Genomic DNA, 18,989 nt, shown 5'->3' on the forward strand with positions numbered 1-18,989 from the left:
ATATTGCTTGCCTTTCGGACCCGCTGCGCTGATCGGCGGCTTGAAAAAGCGCGGCGGGCAGCGCATTCTACATTGCCGATAAGGCTCATTTGCAAGCGGGGTAACCTACAATGTCCGATCTCATCGTCATTGTCTATCCGTCCCAGGAAAAAGCAGAGGAGGTGCGAAACCGCCTGTTTGATTTGCAGAAGGAATATCTGATCAAACTCTCGGACGCTGTCGTCGCCACCAAATCAGCAGATGACCGGATCCAACTGCACCAGGTCGTCAACACAACGGCGGCCGGCGCCGCCTCGGGCAGTTTCTGGGGCTTGTTGGTCGGCGTGATTTTCCTCAATCCGATTCTCGGCGTGGCTTTAGGGGCGGCGGGCGGCGCATTGGGCGGCGCGCTGACGGACTTCGGCATCAATGACAAGTTCATGAAAGACATCGCCGAAAGCATCCAGCCCGGCAATGCCGCCTTGTTCGTGCTCATCAAGGAAATGACGGCGGATAAGGTGCTCGATCAGATCAAGGACTATGGCGGCGTCGTGCTCAAGACGTCCCTCGACGACGCCAAGGAACAAGCGCTTCGCAATGCTCTCGCCGGCGCCGTGGCCGCCAATGCGCCGCAGCCCCCGCCCGCAGCCAGCGCCTGATCCCACCAAAGGGAGCGTCAAGAGGTCAAGGCGGAGCGTTGGGTGGCGCCGCCCTACCGCCTAGGTGTTTGGTCCCGGAATGAGGTGACGCGGGCTAATCTTGAAGATAGTCGGGTTGGGTGTCCCGGCATGAGCGATTGCCTCGAATGGCGTTTTCCATCTCAAGGCCTTCAGATGCTTGGCAAAATTGTAGGTCTTCACGAAGGCGGAACAAAGCCGGCTGCGACGCGTTGGTTTTCCTCGATCTCCTGCTGCGACACGCCCGGCGCTGTTCCTTTCGCGACGGGCACTGAGAGCGAGGCTGTGCATTGGCGCCGAGAGCGAATTGGAAGGGGTTCCTAAAGATCGCCGAGGCGGCCTGTCCGGTGGCGCTCTATGCGGCCGCTTCGACATCCGAGCGCATCGCGTTTCATACGATCAATCGGGCGACGGGACATCGCGTCCGCCGCCAGTTCATCGACAGCGAGACGGGAAAAGCGGTCGAAAAAGACGATCAGGTCAAGGGCTACGAAGTCGACAAAGGCGATTATGTCGTGCTCGAGCCCGATGAAGTCGCCGCGGCGGCTCCCCAGAGCGACAAGACGCTTTCCGTCTCGGCATTCATCAGCTGCGCCGACATCGACGACGTCTATTTCGACAAGCCCTATTACCTCGCCCCATCGGACAAATCCGCCGAGGAGGCGTTCGCCCTCATCCGGGAGGGCATGCGCAAGAAGCAGGTCGCGGCGATCGCGCGGACGGTGCTGTTCCGGCACATTCGCACATTGCTCATCCGCGTTTACGGCCAGGGCCTCGTCGCCACGACGCTCAATTTTGATTATCAGGTTCGCCCCGCGAGGGAGGCCTTCGACGCCGTTCCCTCGATAAAAATTAAGGGTGAGATGCTTGAGCTCGCCGAGCACATCATCAAGACCAAGACCGGCGCGTTCGACCCATCCAAATTCGAGGACCGCTATGAGGCGGCGGTTGCGGAACTGGTCAAGACCAAGCTCGCGGGCAATAAGATCGAAGTCCGAAAGGAGCCACGGCGCGAGAAGGTCGTCGACCTTATGGGCGCATTGCGCGCGAGCGCCGGCATCAGCGGGAAAAAAGCCGCCGCGAAGGCGCCGACGAAATCTAGGGCGGCGCGCGCTGTGAAGGCGACGACAGCCGCGCCGCGCCGGAAGGCCGGGTGAGCGATGGCGCTCGAGGCCTATCGCAAGAAGCGTAATTTTTCTGCGACTGCGGAGCCGAGGGGCGACCGAACGCCCAAGACCAGCGACAGCTTCGTGATCCAGAAGCACGACGCGAGGCGGCTGCATTATGATTTCCGGCTGGAGATGGACGGCGTCCTGAAGAGCTGGGCTGTCGCCAAGGGGCCAAGTCTTGTCCCCGGCGAGAAGCGGCTCGCGGTCCATGTCGAGGATCATCCCCTCGAATATCGCGACTTCGAAGGCGCGATCCCGAAAGGCGAGTATGGCGGCGGCGCCGTGATCATTTGGGACCGCGGAACATGGTCGCCGATCGGCGACGCTCATAAAGGCTATGCCAAAGGCCATCTCGACTTCGAACTGCGCGGCGAGAAGCTCGGCGGCCGCTGGCATCTTGTGAGGATGCAGGGCAAGCCGCGCGAGAAGCGCGAGAATTGGCTGCTGATCAAGGGCGATGACCAATACGCCCGGCCCGAAGGCGGACCCGACATTCTGGACGAACATCCAGAATCGGCGAAGACCGGCCGCGTGATCGCCGACGTCGCCGGCGAGGCGCCTAGCTGGTCCTCAAGGACGGGAAAGAGCGAGGAGAAGCGCAAGGCGCGCCCAAGCGCCACGCCGGCCTCTCCTTCGGGAGAGTGCCGAGCTCGTTGGATTCCAGACCCGGCGGCGATCAAAGGCGTCAAAAAGGCGCCGCTGCCGGATTTTGTCGAGCCGACGCTGGCCACGCTCGTCTCATGCCCGCCAGACGGCGAGCGCTGGCTTCACGAGATCAAATTCGACGGCTACCGCCTGCAGGCCCGCATCGAGGCGGGCCGCGTAAAGCTGTTGACGCGGAGCGGCCTCGACTGGACCGAGACATTCGGCGGGGAGGTCGTCGCGGCGCTGCGGGCCCTGCCCATCGGCGCGGCTTTGATCGACGGCGAGCTCGTAGTCGAATCCCACTCGGGCGCGTCCGATTTCGCTGCTTTGCAGGCCGATCTCAGCGTCGGGCGCAACGACCGTTTCATCTTCTACGTTTTCGACCTTCTCTACCTCAACGGTTATGATCTGCGCCGCCTATCACTGATCGCCCGCAAGGATCTGCTCGAAAAAGTTGTCGGCGACAGTTCCGGACTCATCCGCTACAGCAGCCATTTCGAGGAGAATGGCGCTTTGGTGCTGCGCCATGCCTGCCGACTGAGCCTCGAGGGCGTGGTCTCCAAGCTGCGCGATGCGCCCTATCGATCTGGTCGCAACAAGAGCTGGGTCAAAGCCAAATGCTCGGCGCGACAGGAATTCGTCATCGGTGGCTATGCGCGCTCAACGACCTCCCGTCGGGCGATCGGGTCTTTGGTCCTCGGCGTGTATGAAGGCGATGCGCTGCGCCATGTCGGGCGCGTCGGAACCGGCTTTACGGCGGCGGTCGCGGAGGATCTGTTTAAGAAGCTCGACAAGATGAGGGTCCAGGCGAGTCCTTTCGCAGAGCGACTGACCGCGGAGGAGGCGCGCGGGGTGCGCTATGTGCGGCCGGAACTCGCGGCGGAGGTCGAGTTCCGAGCCTGGACCGCCGATGGCAACCTGCGTCACGCGTCTTTCCGCGGCCTGCGCGAGGACAAATTGCCGCGCGAGATCGTCCGCGAGACCCCGCCATCGGCCGCGCCGGCGACAAAGCCGCAACGCCGAACTGTGAAGCTCACCCATCCCGATCGCCTATACTGGCCCGACGATGGCGTGACCAAGGAAGGGCTCGCCGACTATTATGCCGAGGTCTGGCGTTTCATTGCCCCCTTCATCGTCGGACGCCCCCTGGCGCTGCTGCGCTGCCCCAGCGGCATCGCCGGCGAAAAATTCTTCCAAAAGCACGCCTGGAAAGGGCTCAGCCCCAACATCGTCCTGGTGAAGGATCCCAAGGAGCCGTCCGCGGAGCCGCTGATCAGCATCGGCAATCTCGACGGACTGATTGGGCTCGTGCAGTCGGCGGCGCTCGAGATTCATCCTTGGGGATCGACGGCGGCCGATTGGGAGCATCCGGACATGATCATCATGGATCTCGATCCGGGCGAAGATGCGCCATGGGAAGCGGTGATCGCGGCGGCTGAGGAAACCCGGCAAAGACTGAAGGATGCTGGTCTCGCCGCCTTCGTGAAGACGTCTGGCGGCAAGGGACTCCACGTCGCATCGCCGCTCAAGGCCAAGGCCGAATGGCCGACGGTGAAGGCGTTCACAAAGGCGATCGCCGACGCGATGGCCGCCGATAGTCCGGGCCGCTTCGTGTCGAAGATCACAAAGGCGAAGCGGCGCGGCAAGATTTTTGTCGACTATCTGCGCAACCAGCGCGGGGCGACCGCCGTCGCCCCCTTTTCGACGCGCGCCCGGCCGGGAGCGGCGGTCTCCATGCCGCTTGCCTGGGACGAGCTGACTTCGGGGATAGGGCCGGCCTATTTCACGGTAGGAAACACGCCGACGCGGCTCGCCGCCTTGTCGGCGGATCCTTGGGAGGGCTTCCGCGCGGCGGCCGCGCCACTCGAAGAGCGGAAGCCGCGCAGAAAAAAGGTCGCCTAGGGCATATTCCGAACAGATTGATTCAATCTGTTCAACGAGAATATGCTTAGATTCTTTAACACGGGAGCGATTTCTGATTGATCGAATGATTCCGTCTGATCGAGAAGCGCTCTAGCCGCCTTTCGCCGGTTTGCCATCGGATGAAATGCTCTTGCGCAGCGCCTCCATGATGTTGATGACATTGCTCGGCGCCGCCTCAAGTTCGGTCTTTGCTTTCGCTGGTCGCTTCCCGCCTTTCTTCTTTGCGGCGATGATCTCGAGAAGACGCGCCTGCACGGGATCGCTGACCATGTTCGGGCTCCACCGCTTGCTGCGCTCATCAATCAAAGCGGCGATAAGGCTCATCAGCTTCGGATCGATCTCGCCCTCTCCAATCTTTCCGAAATAATGGTTCGGATCGCGCACCTCATCGCCGTAGCGCAGGGTCCAAAGCACGATCCCCTTATCGCGCGGCTCCAGCATCACCGCGCGCTCGCGGCGGTAGAGCACGAGGCGAGACACGCCAACCATGCCGGTCGATTCCATCGCGTCGCGGATGACCGAGAAAGCCTCCTCGCCGACGGGATCGTCGGGGGTCAGATAATGGGGCTTGTCGCACCAGATCCAATCGATGCTGCCGACGGGAACGAACATCTCGATGTCGATCGTGCGGGCGCTTTCGAGCGCCACCGCATCAAGCTCATCCTCCTCCAAAAGAACGTAATCATCCTCGCCGCGAGGATAGCCCTTCGCCTCATCGTCCTTGTCGACAGGCTTGCCGCTCGCTGCATCGACAAATTGACTGACGACCCGGCGCCCGGTCTTCCGGTTGAGGGTAAGGAAGCGCACCTTTTCAGCGTCAGTGGTCGCGGGCGCCATCGCGACCGGGCAGGTCACAAGGGAAAGCTTCAGGTAGCCTTTCCAAAATGCGCGCGACGCCATGTAACGCTCCAAAAGATGCGATTTGAGCTTGCCTGTCCCCCAGCAGAGCTCGACGGATACTCAGGCGCAATGCCGCCGCTCGACCGGCGCGCTTGAGATTACTCCCGCACGAGGCGGTTCGTGTAATTCGGAATCCTGATCGACAAGTCCTGCGGAAGCGTTTCGATGACGCGGGTCCGCTTGCTCGGCCGCTCGCCTTCAAAAGCGATGACATAAAGCGGCGCGCTGATCTCGCGCCCTGTCGCGGGGTCGCGCGCGTAAAGCAGGTCCGACGCCGCCACAAGGAAAGACTCGGCCTCGCCATGACAGGAAACGACAAGATCGAAGAACCGCAGGTTCCGCTTTGCTGGCCGCAGGCTCCACTCCGCCGCAATGGCGCAATGATCGCAAAAGCAAATAAGTTTCCGCATGCGCAAACGCTCCCTGTGCTCACGCCTGATCGCGTCCCCTGTGAACGCCCCCGCCGTAGAGGCGTTCCACCATGAGCCATGCATGAGCCATGGACCTCGCCGACGTCCAATGATCAGGAACAGCGCCCCAAGCCCGAGCGTCACTGTCATCTATAATTCATGTGCAACCTGCAAGATCGGCGGCGAATGAGTCTCTCCCATCTCCCAGTCGCGGCTCAGGCCGGGACGCTAGAGCATTTTCAAGCGAAGTGGAAACCGGTTCGCGTTAAGAAAATGCGACAAAACAAAGAGCTAGAGCTGCTTTCTGATTCCATCGGATCTGAAAGCACTCTAGAATTGGGAAATGAAGGGGCAATGGCGGATCATTTATGAATCAAGTTGTGGGACTATTTCCGACCCCGATAATGCGCGTAGAGCGCCTGTTGGGGGAAGATTTAATCCGCCATTTGGTCCCTGAGGTCACCGCCTCCCGCACCATCGCCAACGCAAAATCCGACAGGCTTTCCCATACCGAGATCATGAGCCCGCGGTCGAAAGCCTCGTTTGTCGAAGCGAGCGCGTTGATCAATCCCAAGCTCGTTGAATTCGGGGCGCTGCTCTTCGGCGAGAACCTCGACTGGTCGATCAAGGAGATCTGGGTCAACTTTCTGGAGACCGGCGGGAGCCAGTCGATCCACAACCACGCCAATAGTTTCGTCTCGGGCGTGCTCTACCTGACGCCGTCACACCCCTCGGCGAACATTGTCTTCCACAAGAGCCTCGGCGGCGCAGATTTCGCCTTTAAGAACCAGAACGAGAATGTGCGGTTCGGGCCGTATAATGGCGGCAAATGGGCGATGCCGACGATCGCTGCGGGCGATCTTGTCCTCTTTCCCAGCTACCTGTTGCACGAGGTCCCGACAAATCGCGGCAATCAGCGCATCTCGGTCGCCTTCAATGCAATTCCCGCTCGGCTTGATTCGTTCGGCTACGCCATCAACCTTTCCTGAAAGCGCGATCGCGACGGACCAGCGCCAACCGTCGGCTGTCCCGCTCAACGAAGATACGAGGAAAAAATGAAGACGAGGAAGCAAGCATCGGCGGCTGTCCTGCTGCTCGGCGGGGTGCTGCTCGGCGCGCCGCAAGCGCTGGCGCAGGAAATGTATGACACATCCGTTCCGTTCCAGGGAGACGTCTTGAAAGAGGCGCCCGCGCCGATGGTCATCAGCTTCGCTGAGGCGATCTATCTAACGAATCTTCGCCTTGTCGGCGCGGATGGCGAGGCGTGGCCGCTCGACTGGCGGAAGACCGAGGACGACGTCTTCAAAGTCGAATTTCACGTTGCGAAGCCGCTGCCGCCGGGCAGCTACCAGATCGAGTGGACAGCTTATGTCCGCCAGCACTACCACCCTGACGGCGGCGTGATCGCCTTCACCATCGATCCGCAGGCCGCCCCTGGAGGCGCTCTCACGCCGGCGGCAACGCAGCCAACAGTCTCCGCGCCTCAGGCCGCGCCGGATTCGCCCGATCCAGCGCTTCGAGCAGTCTCCGCGCCGCCGACGGATCGCTGAGACCGAGCTGCCGGGCCATAGCGAGCACCGGGAGATAGGCCGCATCGAAATTGGCGCTCATCCGCACCACCTCGACGAGCTGCGGCCCGACGTCAGCGATGAAGCCCTGTGCATTGCCTGCAATCCGGGTCCGCACGCCGATCTCGAGGAAGCGGTCGCGGGCGCGCCAGTAGTCAGCGAGCCTTCGGAACGCGCCGGCATCCTCGCCCCGCAAGAGGGCGCTGGGTTGTGGATGAAAGGCGTCAAGCAGCGCCATCAGGCGGGCGCCGGGCGTGTCGCTTGCGACATAGGCGGCGCGCGGCGCCTGGGTCGTAACAAGCGGCCGGTCATCGCTGTTGAGCGGACCTGGCCCGGCGAACAAGCGCAATTCATCCGCGCTCGCGAGGTAGAGTCCAAATAGAGCCGTGTCGTCCCTCAAATCAAGCGCCGCCAGCCGGGCGCCCAGCGAACCGTCCTGGACGCGGCGGCTGAGCCAATCGACCGGGTAGGATTTCGGCGAGAGGCGGCCAACCAAAGCAACGAGCGGCGTCTCGATGCTGAATTGCGCGAGATATGCGCTAGAGTTGGGGAAGACCGCGAGGAAGGTTCGCAGGATGACGCGCAGCGTGTCAAGATCGAGCTGGTGGAGCGGGAGCCACTGACAAAACAGCCCATCTTCCGCGAGCCGATCGCGGATCGCCGCGAAATGCTCTTGCGTGTAGAGCGCGCCTGAGCCATCGAGCGACGGATGGAAAAGGTCGGCCACGACGACGTCGTAGCGATCGCCGGCGGCGCGAACGAAGCGGCGCGCATCGGCGACATGGACGCGCAGGTTCGCGTCGCGACCGAGATTGGGAGCCGACTGTCTGAACCACGGGAAGGACTCAACGACCTCAGGCACAAGCTCGACGCCATCCGCAATCACCCCAGGATGATCCCCCACAGCCGACAAAGTCGTGCCGGTGCCAAGCCCGAGGAAAAGCGCCCGCTTTGGGTTGGGATGGAGAAGCAGCGGAATGTGAGCCTCGCGAGCGTCGGACCGGATCGATGCGTCGCCGCCCATGCGGAAGTGGTTGTTGACCTGGAGATGATTCGCTCCGGCCTGATCCCGCACGACGCTGACGGCCGCCATCACGCCGTCGCGATGCCATAGGAGCGCGCCGCCCGGCGGCGTCTGGATAAAGCGCAGCGAGAGGGGCGAGAGCTGCAGCGCGATCGCCGCCGCAGCCGCTAAGGCGGCCAAAGCGCGCGTCCGCCCGCGGAAATTCGGCAGCGCCAGAAGATAGAACAGGGCGACCAAGGTGAAGCCGAATTTGGCGCCGATCAAGGGGAGCAGGAGCGGGCCAAAGAGGATTGGCGCGAGCGCGGCGCCTAATGTGTTGACCGCGAGCGCAGCGCCGAGCGCGCCAGCGCGATCGCGGACGCCTTGCGCCAGCTGGGCGAAGAGCGCGCCCATCGCAATGGTGGGCAGCAGGAAGGCGGCGCCAGCGACGCCGAATTCAGCGCCGAGCCGGCTGGCCATCGTCGGTGGCGCAAATCCCTGAAGCGCGGTCAGGATCGTCTCAGAGGAGGCGAGCGCCACGGCGCCGCCGACGCAGCAAAGCGAAGTCAGAAGGACCAAGCGAACCGTCAGCGCGTCACGATCATAGCGCTTGGCGAGCCGGCTCTGGAGCGCGCCGCCGCACGCCGTCCCGAGGAGGTAGACAGCTAACAGGATGGCGAAGGTGTAGATCGTGTTCTCAAGGATTTGGCTGACAACGCGAATCGTCAATACTTCGTAGCCGATGCCAAGGAGCCCCGTGAGGAAAAGCGGCGCCAACTGAGCCCGACCGGCAGCGGACCGCGGGTCTGCGGGGCGAGCCGCCGCCGACCCGCTGTGCGCCTGTCCCCCGCAAAGCCACATGGTTATGGCGCAGACCAGGTTGACGGCCGCGCACGCCATCAGCGTCGCTGTGAGCCCCAGGGCGGGAATGAGCAGAAAGATCGTTGCGAGCGCGCCAGCGACGGCGCCGAGCGTATTGGCGGCATAGACGATGCCGACCGCGCCGCCTCCGCACAGACGCGGGGCCAACACCGCCTCCAGCGTCGGCAAGGTCCCGCCCATCGCCAATGTGGCCGGCAACAGCAAAGCAAATGGCAAAGCGAAGGCGACAAGCCATTGCCGCGCCGGCGAAGCGTCGACCGGCGCGAGCGCGAGGGCAAGGTCGCCAGCAAGCGGCGCGAGGGGAATGAGGAGAACGGCCCAGGCGCCGATTGCGAGTTCCAGCCCAGCATACCAATACGCGGGCCGCGCCTTCATGTTGAACCACGGGGCGCCCAACGCCAGAGCGCCCAGCGCGAGCCCGGCGAAAAGGGCGGTCATGACGCCAAGCGCGGCGACGATCTCGTGTCCGAGCGAGACCGCAAGCAACCGAGTCCAGATGATCTCATACGCCAATCCGGCGAAACCAGACAGACCCGCGATGCCCATGATCGATAGCGCGCCAAAGCGGTGCGCTTTTCGATCGACTCTGGCCATCGGCTCCGCAGCGACTTCAGTCATAATTGCGTCAAACAGTTTTTGCAGCCCATAACTGGAGGCGCATTCGCTTCCGGGGTGCGGAGAAAGAACAGGGGTGGGACCGCAATCGGCGCGGTCCCACCCATCGACTATTTGGTGGCAAGTTGGTTGGCGAGGTCCTTGTTGGTCTCCACCAGCAGCTTCGGCTGATCGGACACCCGAATAAAGATCGGGTTGGTGTAGAACCACAGGTCCGCCCAAGCGGCGACGTCGAAGCTCGAAAGCTTGGCGCCCCCACCCGTCGTCTGCATGTGCGCCGGGCAAGCAGGGTCCGTGCAGAGAATGACCGACGTCGCAGGATCGCTCAACGGATTCCCCAATGCATCCGTCTCGTTGGGCGTCGCCACCGGAAGATTGGTGCCACGCGCGCGGATGTACTGGTTGCCCTGGATATTGGGGATAACGAAGCTCATCGTCCGCTTGTTGCCCGAAACCGTCCATTTCGCCGCGTTGAACGTCGCGTAGATCAAGGCCGACGGATTGGTTCCGTTGGTGTAGTTCGCGTTGTTCGGCGAAATGACGCCCGTGATATTACCGCGGATGAAGTCGACGTGGTCGAGCACCGGCTTGTTGAGCGGCTGCTGGATGCCGAGCTGCAACAGCGACGGGTTGTTGAACGCGTAGGGCGAGTTGTTCGGCTTGGACGGCGTCGTGACGGTGAGCGTGATCCGAACCGACTTCCCACGCGGCACCACCAGCGTCTCGCCCATGCGGACCTGAGCGGTCTGTCCTTCGATCGCGGCAGTGAAGCCGAGGTCGCCCGTGATCAGATCGCCGGAGACCGAGAACGAGTTGCCGCTGCGGACCGCGTTGACGATCACCTGCGGCCGAAATAGCCCGTTCGTCGGCCGCAGTATGTACAGCTTTTGATATTCGCCCGGATAGAAGTCTTGAGTCGATTCGCGGACATAGGGGCTGAATGCGCCGCGGTTATGCCAATCCGAGCTAGCAAAGAAGAACCAATTGCGGCCTTCGCCGAGCAACGCATCCCATACCCCGCCGATCTTCGCGCCATAGATGCCCGTGCCGCCATAGGTCGTCACCCCGACCGAGTCAATGCCGGGTCCGCCAAAGTCCTTTCGGTACTCGCCGCGGTTGTTGCTTGCCTGATGGCCCGGCATCGTTTCGAATCCGACGGCGACAGTCGGACCTGCGTTGTTGAAGTCGCGGAAATGCTCGACGTTGAAGCCTCTATTGGCGTTAGGATCGAAAACGCCGGCGCGTTCGACATGCGCTGGCACATAATAGCTCTGCAAAGGGTAGTTCGCCTGCATCCAGGCGACGCTTGGCACCGCTTTGTTCTGGTGGTTCGCAAGGCCCAAGCCGGGCCCGGTCGCATTCGCAACCTTGCCCTTCCAGATGCCGCTATTAGCAACGCCTGGCGTGCCGCCGCTGCCGCTCGTGTCGGTATCGCTGCGGTCAAAGCGGAATTCGAATTGAGCGAGAGCGTCGTTATTGCCTATGTCGCCACGCAAGTAGTTCCATGGCCGCTGGGCTCCAAGGACCGTGGTGCTGGTGTGCTCATGGCCAGGCACGTTTGTCTCGAGCCCGACATAAAGCATTGGGTTTTGGAGTTGCTTAACCAGCGACGCCACCTCGGGATAGACAAATTCCTGAAGCATTTGCCAGCGCCACATCGCCCGATGCGGCAGCCCGTCCGGCGAGAACGATGTCGACGTGACGACGTCTCCCTTAAGGGCCGCGGCGCCGATCGTCTGTTCCCATAGCTTGCCGGAGCCGGTCTTCGAGCTGTCGCCCTCTGGATCGTCGAACCGGCAATCGCGCGTGCCGGTGCCGCCGTGGCCCGCCTGCGCCATCCACTCCAGGCCAAACGTATTGATCGACTTCGTAATCAAGGTCGAGACCGACACGGTGCCATCGGTGCAGGTCGTGTGGTTGTGGAAGTCGCCTGCCATGTAGCGGTCTGTGGCGTCGAGCGCCTTCGCCGGCGTCAACATCCCGATCGTCAATGCCAAAGTCGACGCATAGGTCAACAATCGCATGGATAAAGCCGTGTTTGGCATTACTTTAGTCTCCCCTCCTGTAGAACCGAGGCCGCGACCTTAGTTGCCAATCGTGACAGGAAATACAACCACAGGTGATAGTTTAGCGACCCTTTTATGACATTCAGGCGCGACTGACGTTTGATTTTGCTTCCATGAATGACATGCGCTGTCATGAATGTGACATCGTCAATCTATTACTAGGTGCGCAACCGAGACGTGCGGGCTGCATGATCGCGTCGACGCTTAGTAAAGTTGGCTAGGAATTTTTGATGTCGCTGGGAGAAATGATCTCGTTTGCGGAAGGGGGGAGGACAGCGTCGATGCTGGCCGGAGCGCGCGGGCTGCTGCGGGCCGGGCTTCTAAAAGAGCCGCTGCTTCACTTCCTTTTGCTTGGATCGCTGATTTTCGCAATCCATGCGGCCGTATCTCCGTCTGTGAGCAAGGACAAGCTCATCGAGGTCCCACCGGAGGTCCGCCAGTCGACCATCGAGCTTTTCGAGAGCACAAATCAGCGTAAGCCGACGTCGGAGGAACTGGCCCGCCTGCTTGATGTTTGGATCCTCAACGAGATCACTTACCGCGAGGCGCTCGCCCAGGGGCTGGACAAAGGCGACGAAATGATTCGGGAGCGCATCATGCAGAAGATGCGCCTTCTGGTCTTCGGCAACGTCACCGTGAACGAGCCCACCGAGGCCGAGCTCCGGCAATGGTTCGAGGCGCGGCGCGAAGGCTATGACATTCCCGATATCTTGAGCTTTTTTGAGCTTCCCATCGGCGGTCCAGAGGGCGAAGCCGAGGCAAAATCGATCCTGCGACAGATCGAGGCCGGCGACGAGCCGGAGGAGGTTCGGCTTCGGGCACATATCTTTGCAAATCGACCCCGCAAGAGTCTCGAAGCGGCTTTTGGCAAGCCTTTCGTCGAGCAGCTCACGGCTTTGCCAATTGGGCGTTGGCATATGCTGCAATCTCCAGCCGGCTGGCACATCGTTCGCTTCGATTCAATCGTGCCTGGACGAGCGGTCCCATTGCATGAAGTCGAGACGCAGGTCATCAGCGATTGGAAGGACGATCGTGGGCGCGCCCTCGGCACGGCCATCATTCGCGATATGGGAAAATCCTACGTGATCCGGCGCAACGAATCATGATCGGGTTCCTTCAAGGCCTCGGCGGGGGCCGCCGGCGGTTCATGCTGTTCGCCATGGCGGCGCTATCGGCCGCCTTCCTCGTCCCGGCGCGGCCGACATCGGCGCATGAGGCGAGTATGGCCGTGATGGTCCTGCGGGAAGTAGGTCCCGGCCGCTATCTCGGACAGTGGTCGATGCCGCCGATCGACGAGCGGCTGCGTCCGATCTTTCCCGAGCACTGCGCATGGGACCCGCCCGAACTCGATTGCGGCGAACGCGGATTCGTCGGAACCCTCAGTTTCATGGGGCTCGGCAGCAAGCAGTCGGTCGCGATGTTTCGCGTGTTTCCCCTGGAGGGGCCCGCCCAGGCCTATACGGTCAGCGCCGCCAATCCCATCGTGACGGCGGCGCGCGACCCCGGTCGCGACATCGGGGCCTGGCTCAATCTTGCCGATACCTATGTCAATCTCGGCATCGACCACATCCTGCGCGGGATCGACCATTTGCTTTTCGTGCTCGGCCTTATTTGGCTGGTGCGCGACCGGTGGATGCTGGTGCGCACCATCACCGCGTTCACCGTCGCGCACAGCCTGTCGCTCGCGGCGGCGACATTCGGCTGGGTCGGCGTTCCGGAAAGGCCGCTCAATGCTACAATTGCGCTCAGCATCGTCTTTGTCGGCGTTGAGATCGTGAAGTTGCAGCGCGGCCAGGTCGGTCTCGCGGCGCGCTACCCATGGGTGGTCGCATTCGCTTTCGGCCTTCTGCACGGTTTAGGCTTTGCGACCGCGCTGACCACTCTCGGGATCCCACAAACGACGCTGCCCTTCGCTTTGCTGTTCTTCAATATCGGGGTCGAGATCGGGCAACTCGCCTTCGTGTTCGTGGTGCTCGCGCTGATCTGGGCGCATCATCGGGTTGAGGCGACGCTGCCGCGCTGGGGCGCTGTGCTGCCGGCCTATGCGATCGGCAGCATCGCGGCCTTCTGGTTCCTGGTGCGGGTTTGAGACTTAGGGTCCGATTGGTGGGAGATATGATGAAGGACGCTCGGTTGAAGGCGACCGCCGCGCTTGGCGCGTTGCTCGCTCTGTTGACGCCGGCGCCAGCGCTCGCACATATTGGCGTGGCGCTTGGCCTGCAAAGCGGCATCCTCCACCCGATTACCGGGCTCGATCATGTCGCGGCCATGGTGGCGGTCGGCCTCTGGGGCGCCCAACTCGGCAATCCGGCGATCTGGGTGCTGCCTATTGCGTTTCCGCTGGTGATGGCGCTGGGCGGGCTCTTGGGCATGAGCGGCGTTGTTCTGGCGTTGCCTGAGGAGGCAGTCGCCCTCTCGGGCATCGTCCTCGGCGTCCTCGTCGCGTTGCACGCCCGGCCACAGCTCTGGATCGCCGCGGTGATTGTCAGCGTCTTTGCAGTTTTTCACGGCTATGCCCATGGCCGCGAATTGCCCTATGCCGCCGATCCGCTCGCCTTCGGCGTAGGCTTCGTTGTCGCCACAGGGCTTCTTCATCTCTGCGGCATTCTCATTGGCCTCCTGGTGCGCATGCCGCTCGGCGAGCGCGTTATTCGCGCCTGCGGCGCCGCGGTCGGCTGCGTTGGCGCCTATTTCCTTCTCGCCGCGTTGGGAGCAATCGGATGAGAGCCATCGTCCGTCGCCTCGCGGCGACGTTCGCGCTCGTCGGCGCCCCGGCAAATGCGCATGCGCATCTCGTCAATACCCGGCTCGGTGATTTCTATGGCGGCATGCTCCATCCGCTCACCGGGTTCCAGGACCCCCTGCCCTGGCTGGCCCTCGCGATCCTTGCGGCCCTCCAAGGCCCGCGACGGGCGCGATGGCTGCTCGTGGCCTTCCCGGTCGGCCTGCTCGTCGGCGGCGGACTGTCGCTCATCGCTCCGGGCGTTTCTTTCATTCCTCTCCTCGACGTGGCGCTCATCGCACTCATCGGCATGGCCGTTGCCGCCGCCGTTGTCATGCCCCTGCCAGCGGTGATTGGTCTTGGCGTCGTCATCGGGCTGGCGCACGGATACCAGAACGGACAGGCGATGACGGAATCGACGGATCACCTGCTGTTCATTTCCGGGGTGACCGCAATCGGATATGCGTCGATAACTATGGCGACCGCATGCGCCACCGCATTCCTACAGGGCAGCGGAAGCTGGCGCCTCTTGGCGTTGCGCGCGAGCGGCAGCTGGGTGGCGGCGGTGGGAATCATGGCGTTCGGACTGCAGTTCGTCGCGCCAGCAACGCATTAGAGCATGATGCCGAAAAGTGGAAACTGGTTTTCGGCATCATGCTCTAACTCTTCGATGAGAGGCGAATTTAAGACTTTGGACGAGATCGCGTTGCGATTCCGTCCAAAGTCATCCGGCTCTAGACAATTCGTTCGCGGAAGCCTCTCCCCCCATGCGCGGCGCCCGCCGACGCAAGACGCGGGATCATTGTTTCCGAGCGGCGCCTGCGGCCGAACCGCCAACTCGGCGAGATAAAGCGGAGCTGTGAAGCGACCGCGTCCTCTTGACGTTGGCGCTCCGATTTCCTTAAGCTCCGCCATGCCGAGCAACGAAAAGGCCCTCGCCGCCCTCGCCGCTAACCCGTTTCCGCCGAGCCCCTGGGTGCAGGTTACCGATGACGGCGTCGTCATCAGAGCCGGCTTCAGCGATCAACTCCTGGCGCTGCTCCGCTGGGTGCCGAAAGTGCGTTGGCGGCCTGAAAAGCGCGACTGGATCGTTCCCTTGTCAGGCGCCGAAGCGGTCCGCGCGCTTCTGCCTGAGATTTTGCGGCTGGCTGAGGCGACCCAGCCGGGCGCGCGCGGAGCCTCCCCGCCAAATCCGAACTCGGAACCATCGCCGGCCGATCTCTTCCGGACATCCGCGCGGTTGATTTTCGGGGGAGACTGGCAGCGCGACACGGCGCGCGCCTTGAACCTGGACGAAACCGCGCTCGTCCGCTGGCTCGCCGGGGAGAGCGGCCTCGAAGATCCCGAGGCGCTCCTCGACGAGATGCTGGCCCTGATGCGCCGGCGCGCCGCCGATATTGCGACCGAGGCGGACCGGCTCGCCGCCGCGATCGAGAAGGCGCGGCGGCGCGACCGCCCCTGACGGGTTTCGATCGGGCGGCCTCTTACTGGTCCGAAGGACGTTCAGCCTCCGGCTCTTTTGCCGGCTCCGAAGGGCTCCCCCCCTCCGAGTCTATTGCCGGTTCGGATGGCCTCAAAAGGTCGGGCTCCTTTGTCGGCTCCGGCTGGCTCGCGGCCTCTGGCGTTTTCGCCGCCTCGGGCGCCTTGGCGATGTCCTGCATCACCGGCGGCGGATTCCAGGCCCCAGTCAGCGCATCGCCCTTAGGGGCATAGAGCCGCATGGTCAGGTTGAACGGCCCTTTCGGCGCAGGCAGCCAGTTGGCCTCCTTGTCGGCGCCCGGACTTTCGTTCTGGAAATAAAGATCGAGCGATCCGTCGAGATTGGCCTTGAACGGCATCCAGCTGCTGAGGGCAAAGCGGTTGAGCGCATTTTCAACCTGGAAGCCCGCCTCATCATAGAGCGTGATCGACCAGAAGGCCTCCGCCGGCGGCGTCGCTCCCTTATCGAAATGGAGCGTGTATTTATGGGCGCCGTCGAGCGGTTTGCCGGTCTGGTCCGCCAGATTGATCGGGTAGATCGCATCCTCCGGCACATTCGCGCCGAGGCCCATCTGGGAGACGATCGCGCGCTTCAAATAGTAATTGCCGTAGACCCCCATCGTATCGGTGTTCATCGACCAGCCATTCGCAACCCTGGCAAGGGTCGCCATTTTCCACGCCATCAGTTTTTGCGCGTCCTGCGGCGCGCGGTCGAGGGCCTCGCGGATCGCAGGATCGAGCTTGCCGATGTCGAAGCTCTTGCCAGGCTCGATTCCGATGCGCTTCATCCGAGCGATGATCGGCTCATCCGTGATATGTGGCGGCTGCAGCTTCAGGAGTTCCGCCGCATAGGCGAAATACCGGCCAGCCGGCATCACATCGACCTGCAGCTTGGGCGGGGTCTTCATGTCGACGTTCGGATCGATTTTGACGACGGAGGGCAGCGGAGCCTTGCCCCAGCGCGACAGCGGCGTGACCTTGAATCCGGCCTGGATCTTGTGGACCGCGTCATAATCCTGCGGCCCATCCGTCTTGGTGCGGCCGATGATCCAAACATAGGGCGTCGGCGCATCGATGCGTTGCGTCTCTTTCGGAAGCTTGAACCTCTCGATCAGCTTGTCGCGGAGATCCGGACGCCAGCCCGGCGGCGTAATGATGAAGTGGCCGGCCTGGGTTCCCGTCGTGCGCCAGCCCGGCGAAGCAAAGACGTCCGTCCACATGTCGAGCATGGGCAAAAGATAATAGCGACCGCCGGTGTCCGGGACTGAGACGATCAAAGGCTCCTTGGTCAAGTCGAGCCAGGCGATGGAATAGAGCGTATCGAAATTGGGCCGCACCACCGATCTGAACTCGGCAGGCGGAAACTCGGGGACATTCACGAATGAATTCATCGGTCCGCGGCCCATTTCCTTGCCCGGCTCGATATTGGTGAGCTGCTTGCGGGTCAGATCCATCGTCACCAATGGATAGAAATAGACATAGGCCTCGACGCCGATGGCGCGCGCCTCCTCTGCCGTCACAGGCGCCGCCAGCGGCGCCTCCGCCCTTGCGGCAGGCGCAAGGCTCAGGAGCAGGGTCATTGTCACCGCAATTGCTTTATAGGTCATCGCAGACTCCAGAAGTCCAATGCATCGGATGAATCGCCGAGTTCATATCCAAAATTGCGGCGCATTTGTCGAATGCAAAGCGCCGGCGCCGCTCAGTTGCTGTCCCGACTTGAGATCAAGCAACGCCCGCCGCCCAGCTTAAGCGCCATTTTTGAAAATTGGTCGCTGGCTTCAGAAGAAAAGTCTCGCGCCGCTCGGGGCTTCCGGGGAAAATCGTTGGGCGACCGTCCCTTCCGTGCTGCATTAGAGGGACGACGAGCATGGTCCCCCAAACATCGCGGCGAGATCAAAGATTTAGAGCCGAAAACTGAGAGACGCGAAGATCGCGTCCCCTTGCACCCGCTTTTCGGCGGCGAACTCATGAAACCACCGGCCGCTCAGCGTAAGTTCTTGGGCGTCCGCCTTGAAGGTATAGGAGAGCAATGGACCGATGGCCGCCACGCGCCCCCTATAAGGGCCGAGTGTGGCGGTGGGGCCGCCATCGTCGGTCACTTGCTGATAAAAATAACCGCCGACGCCAGCAGCGAGGCCAAATGGGAAGTGCTGATTGAGAGCCCACTCGAAGTGCAGCTCAGCGCCGCTCTGATAGTTCGTCGCCGCGTTGACCGTGTTGATCGTCAAGCCGAGCGCGGCGGAGGCCTCGAAGCCGGTCTGGAGGCTGAGGAAGGTATATGCCCCTTTGATGTCGATCGCGGGCCGATTCAAGCTCGTGAACGCGATTCTGTTGGGGTCATACGCGCCGCTCGGAATGAAGCCTATCAGGACCGCATTCCAATGATGCTCGCGCTCTTGCCAACCAATATAGGTGGCGACTTCGACATTTCCGATTGCGTTGACGGAGTCCGCCAAGGCCTGTTGGCGGAAACCCGATGGCCCCACGGTCGGAACCAAAGCTGTATTTCTAACCCCGCCAAAGGGCACGTTCACTCCGAACCCAAGCGAACCGCCCAGCACATCGAGGTCCGTAACCCAATTGACGATAGCGCCGTTCGCGACAAAGTTGTAATTGACTTTCGTGGTGTCCTTATACCAGACGCCCGAGTATAGATAGAATATATCAGTGAAATAGACGCCGGGCGGCGGCGTATACCCAGCCATCGGAATCGCGAGACCGAGAACATATTCGCTGAGCCCATACTCCACCGCCTGCGCGGGTTGGACGGCGGCGGCGCTCGCAAGCCATAGCATGGCGGCTGCGCTCCGGGACTTACGCCAAACCGACTTGCGCCAATGCCCCATGGCCTCACCTCAGAAGCGAAAACTAGGCTCTAGGCATGACCACAACAGCTGCCTATCGAATGAACAAATATCATAATTCTTTCCGGCCAGCCTTCCTTTGAGCGA

General features: G+C 62.2%; 16 protein-coding genes and 1 pseudogene. 10 read left to right on the top strand and 7 right to left on the bottom strand.

From position 1 onward, the window contains the following. Positions 1–110 precede the first annotated feature (110 nt). Positions 111–638 carry a DUF1269 domain-containing protein gene (locus tag DL86_RS04445; RefSeq protein ID WP_036258713.1) on the top strand — a complete coding sequence of 176 codons (528 nt, stop codon included), beginning with the start codon at positions 111–113 and terminating at the stop codon, positions 636–638. 60 nt (positions 639–698) lie between these two features. Here DL86_RS04445 and DL86_RS19650 read toward each other — a convergent pair. Continuing rightward, positions 699–845, bottom strand: a pseudogene (locus DL86_RS19650) (IS481 family transposase); the annotation flags it as partial. 101 nt (positions 846–946) lie between these two features. On the opposite strand from DL86_RS19650, the gene ku (DL86_RS04450) reads away from it, so the two are divergent. Together ku (DL86_RS04450) and ligD are read left to right on the top strand one after the other, a co-directional pair. After that, positions 947–1,813, top strand: a complete 867-nt coding sequence (ku, locus tag DL86_RS04450) for a non-homologous end joining protein Ku (RefSeq protein ID WP_036258716.1) — start codon at positions 947–949, stop codon at positions 1,811–1,813. A gap of 3 nt (positions 1,814–1,816) precedes the next feature. Next, positions 1,817–4,372 (top strand): DNA ligase D, encoded by a 2,556-nt coding sequence (gene ligD / locus DL86_RS04455; RefSeq protein ID WP_036258719.1) that lies wholly within the window; start codon positions 1,817–1,819, stop codon positions 4,370–4,372. A 111-nt stretch (positions 4,373–4,483) separates the two neighbouring features. Here the strand turns inward: ligD and ku (DL86_RS04460) are convergent, their stop codons facing one another. Both ku (DL86_RS04460) and DL86_RS04465 read right to left on the bottom strand, forming a co-directional pair. Then, positions 4,484–5,293: a non-homologous end joining protein Ku gene (gene ku / locus DL86_RS04460; RefSeq protein ID WP_036258722.1), complete on the bottom strand. Its 810-nt coding sequence runs from the start codon at positions 5,291–5,293 to the stop codon at positions 4,484–4,486. 98 nt (positions 5,294–5,391) lie between these two features. Then, entirely contained in the window at positions 5,392–5,703 is a 312-nt protein-coding gene (locus DL86_RS04465; RefSeq protein ID WP_036258723.1) for a hypothetical protein, read from the bottom strand. A gap of 422 nt (positions 5,704–6,125) precedes the next feature. On the opposite strand from DL86_RS04465, the gene DL86_RS04470 reads away from it, so the two are divergent. Together DL86_RS04470 and DL86_RS19125 are read left to right on the top strand one after the other, a co-directional pair. Then, positions 6,126–6,692 (top strand): putative 2OG-Fe(II) oxygenase, encoded by a 567-nt coding sequence (locus tag DL86_RS04470; protein WP_245276238.1) that lies wholly within the window; start codon positions 6,126–6,128, stop codon positions 6,690–6,692. A 66-nt stretch (positions 6,693–6,758) separates the two neighbouring features. Further along, a complete protein-coding gene (locus tag DL86_RS19125; RefSeq protein WP_036258728.1) occupies positions 6,759–7,253 on the top strand; it encodes a copper resistance CopC family protein in 495 nt (164 codons plus the stop codon). On the opposite strand, the gene DL86_RS04480 is transcribed toward DL86_RS19125, so the two are convergent. Then, positions 7,150–9,774, bottom strand: a complete 2,625-nt coding sequence (locus DL86_RS04480; protein ID WP_051952693.1) for a spermine/spermidine synthase domain-containing protein — start codon at positions 9,772–9,774, stop codon at positions 7,150–7,152. The genes DL86_RS19125 and DL86_RS04480 overlap by 104 nt on opposite strands. A gap of 107 nt (positions 9,775–9,881) precedes the next feature. Then, positions 9,882–11,795 carry a hypothetical protein gene (locus DL86_RS20085; protein WP_036259049.1) on the bottom strand — a complete coding sequence of 638 codons (1,914 nt, stop codon included), beginning with the start codon at positions 11,793–11,795 and terminating at the stop codon, positions 9,882–9,884. A gap of 272 nt (positions 11,796–12,067) precedes the next feature. Here DL86_RS20085 and DL86_RS04490 point away from each other — a divergent pair, with 272 nt between their 5' ends. The 5 genes from DL86_RS04490 to DL86_RS04515 all read left to right on the top strand — a co-directional run bounded on the left by DL86_RS04490 (position 12,068) and on the right by DL86_RS04515 (position 16,021). After that, positions 12,068–12,943: a peptidyl-prolyl cis-trans isomerase gene (locus DL86_RS04490; protein WP_084572699.1), complete on the top strand. Its 876-nt coding sequence runs from the start codon at positions 12,068–12,070 to the stop codon at positions 12,941–12,943. Beyond that, positions 12,940–13,926 (top strand): HupE/UreJ family protein, encoded by a 987-nt coding sequence (locus DL86_RS04495; protein ID WP_245276240.1) that lies wholly within the window; start codon positions 12,940–12,942, stop codon positions 13,924–13,926. Before DL86_RS04490 ends, DL86_RS04495 begins: the two co-directional genes overlap by 4 nt. A gap of 29 nt (positions 13,927–13,955) precedes the next feature. After that, positions 13,956–14,561 carry a HupE/UreJ family protein gene (locus DL86_RS04500; RefSeq protein WP_084572725.1) on the top strand — a complete coding sequence of 202 codons (606 nt, stop codon included), beginning with the start codon at positions 13,956–13,958 and terminating at the stop codon, positions 14,559–14,561. Further along, positions 14,558–15,175 (top strand): HupE/UreJ family protein, encoded by a 618-nt coding sequence (locus tag DL86_RS04505; RefSeq protein WP_036258731.1) that lies wholly within the window; start codon positions 14,558–14,560, stop codon positions 15,173–15,175. Before DL86_RS04500 ends, DL86_RS04505 begins: the two co-directional genes overlap by 4 nt. 297 nt (positions 15,176–15,472) lie before the next feature. Beyond that, positions 15,473–16,021 carry a hypothetical protein gene (locus DL86_RS04515; RefSeq protein ID WP_036258735.1) on the top strand — a complete coding sequence of 183 codons (549 nt, stop codon included), beginning with the start codon at positions 15,473–15,475 and terminating at the stop codon, positions 16,019–16,021. A 22-nt stretch (positions 16,022–16,043) separates the two neighbouring features. On the opposite strand, the gene DL86_RS04520 is transcribed toward DL86_RS04515, so the two are convergent. After that, positions 16,044–17,645, bottom strand: coding sequence for a DUF1254 domain-containing protein (locus DL86_RS04520; RefSeq protein WP_084572700.1), 1,602 nt, complete (start codon positions 17,643–17,645; stop codon positions 16,044–16,046). Between the two features lie 294 nt (positions 17,646–17,939). Beyond that, a complete protein-coding gene (locus DL86_RS04525) occupies positions 17,940–18,833 on the bottom strand; it encodes a SphA family protein (protein ID WP_036258737.1) in 894 nt (297 codons plus the stop codon). Positions 18,834–18,989 lie beyond the last annotated feature (156 nt).

It is taken from the genome of Methylocapsa aurea (assembly GCF_000746085.1).
GTDB lineage: Bacteria > Pseudomonadota > Alphaproteobacteria > Rhizobiales > Beijerinckiaceae > Methylocapsa > Methylocapsa aurea.

Bases quoted from the DNA above. Each gene is read 5' to 3' on its own strand.
- DL86_RS04445 (WP_036258713.1), top strand. From the start codon at position 111: ATGTCCGATCTCATCGTCATTGTCTATCCGTCCCAGGAAAAAGCAGAG.
- ligD (WP_036258719.1), top strand. From the start codon at position 1,817: ATGGCGCTCGAGGCCTATCGCAAGAAGCGTAATTTTTCTGCGACTGCG.
- ku (WP_036258722.1), bottom strand. From the start codon at position 5,293: ATGGCGTCGCGCGCATTTTGGAAAGGCTACCTGAAGCTTTCCCTTGTG.
- DL86_RS04465 (WP_036258723.1), bottom strand. From the start codon at position 5,703: ATGCGGAAACTTATTTGCTTTTGCGATCATTGCGCCATTGCGGCGGAG.
- DL86_RS19125 (WP_036258728.1), top strand. From the start codon at position 6,759: ATGAAGACGAGGAAGCAAGCATCGGCGGCTGTCCTGCTGCTCGGCGGG.
- DL86_RS04480 (WP_051952693.1), bottom strand. From the start codon at position 9,774: ATGACTGAAGTCGCTGCGGAGCCGATGGCCAGAGTCGATCGAAAAGCG.
- DL86_RS20085 (WP_036259049.1), bottom strand. From the start codon at position 11,795: ATGCGATTGTTGACCTATGCGTCGACTTTGGCATTGACGATCGGGATG.
- DL86_RS04490 (WP_084572699.1), top strand. From the start codon at position 12,068: ATGTCGCTGGGAGAAATGATCTCGTTTGCGGAAGGGGGGAGGACAGCG.
- DL86_RS04495 (WP_245276240.1), top strand. From the start codon at position 12,940: ATGATCGGGTTCCTTCAAGGCCTCGGCGGGGGCCGCCGGCGGTTCATG.
- DL86_RS04500 (WP_084572725.1), top strand. From the start codon at position 13,956: ATGAAGGACGCTCGGTTGAAGGCGACCGCCGCGCTTGGCGCGTTGCTC.
- DL86_RS04505 (WP_036258731.1), top strand. From the start codon at position 14,558: ATGAGAGCCATCGTCCGTCGCCTCGCGGCGACGTTCGCGCTCGTCGGC.
- DL86_RS04515 (WP_036258735.1), top strand. From the start codon at position 15,473: ATGCCGAGCAACGAAAAGGCCCTCGCCGCCCTCGCCGCTAACCCGTTT.
- DL86_RS04520 (WP_084572700.1), bottom strand. From the start codon at position 17,645: ATGACCTATAAAGCAATTGCGGTGACAATGACCCTGCTCCTGAGCCTT.
- DL86_RS04525 (WP_036258737.1), bottom strand. From the start codon at position 18,833: ATGCTATGGCTTGCGAGCGCCGCCGCCGTCCAACCCGCGCAGGCGGTG.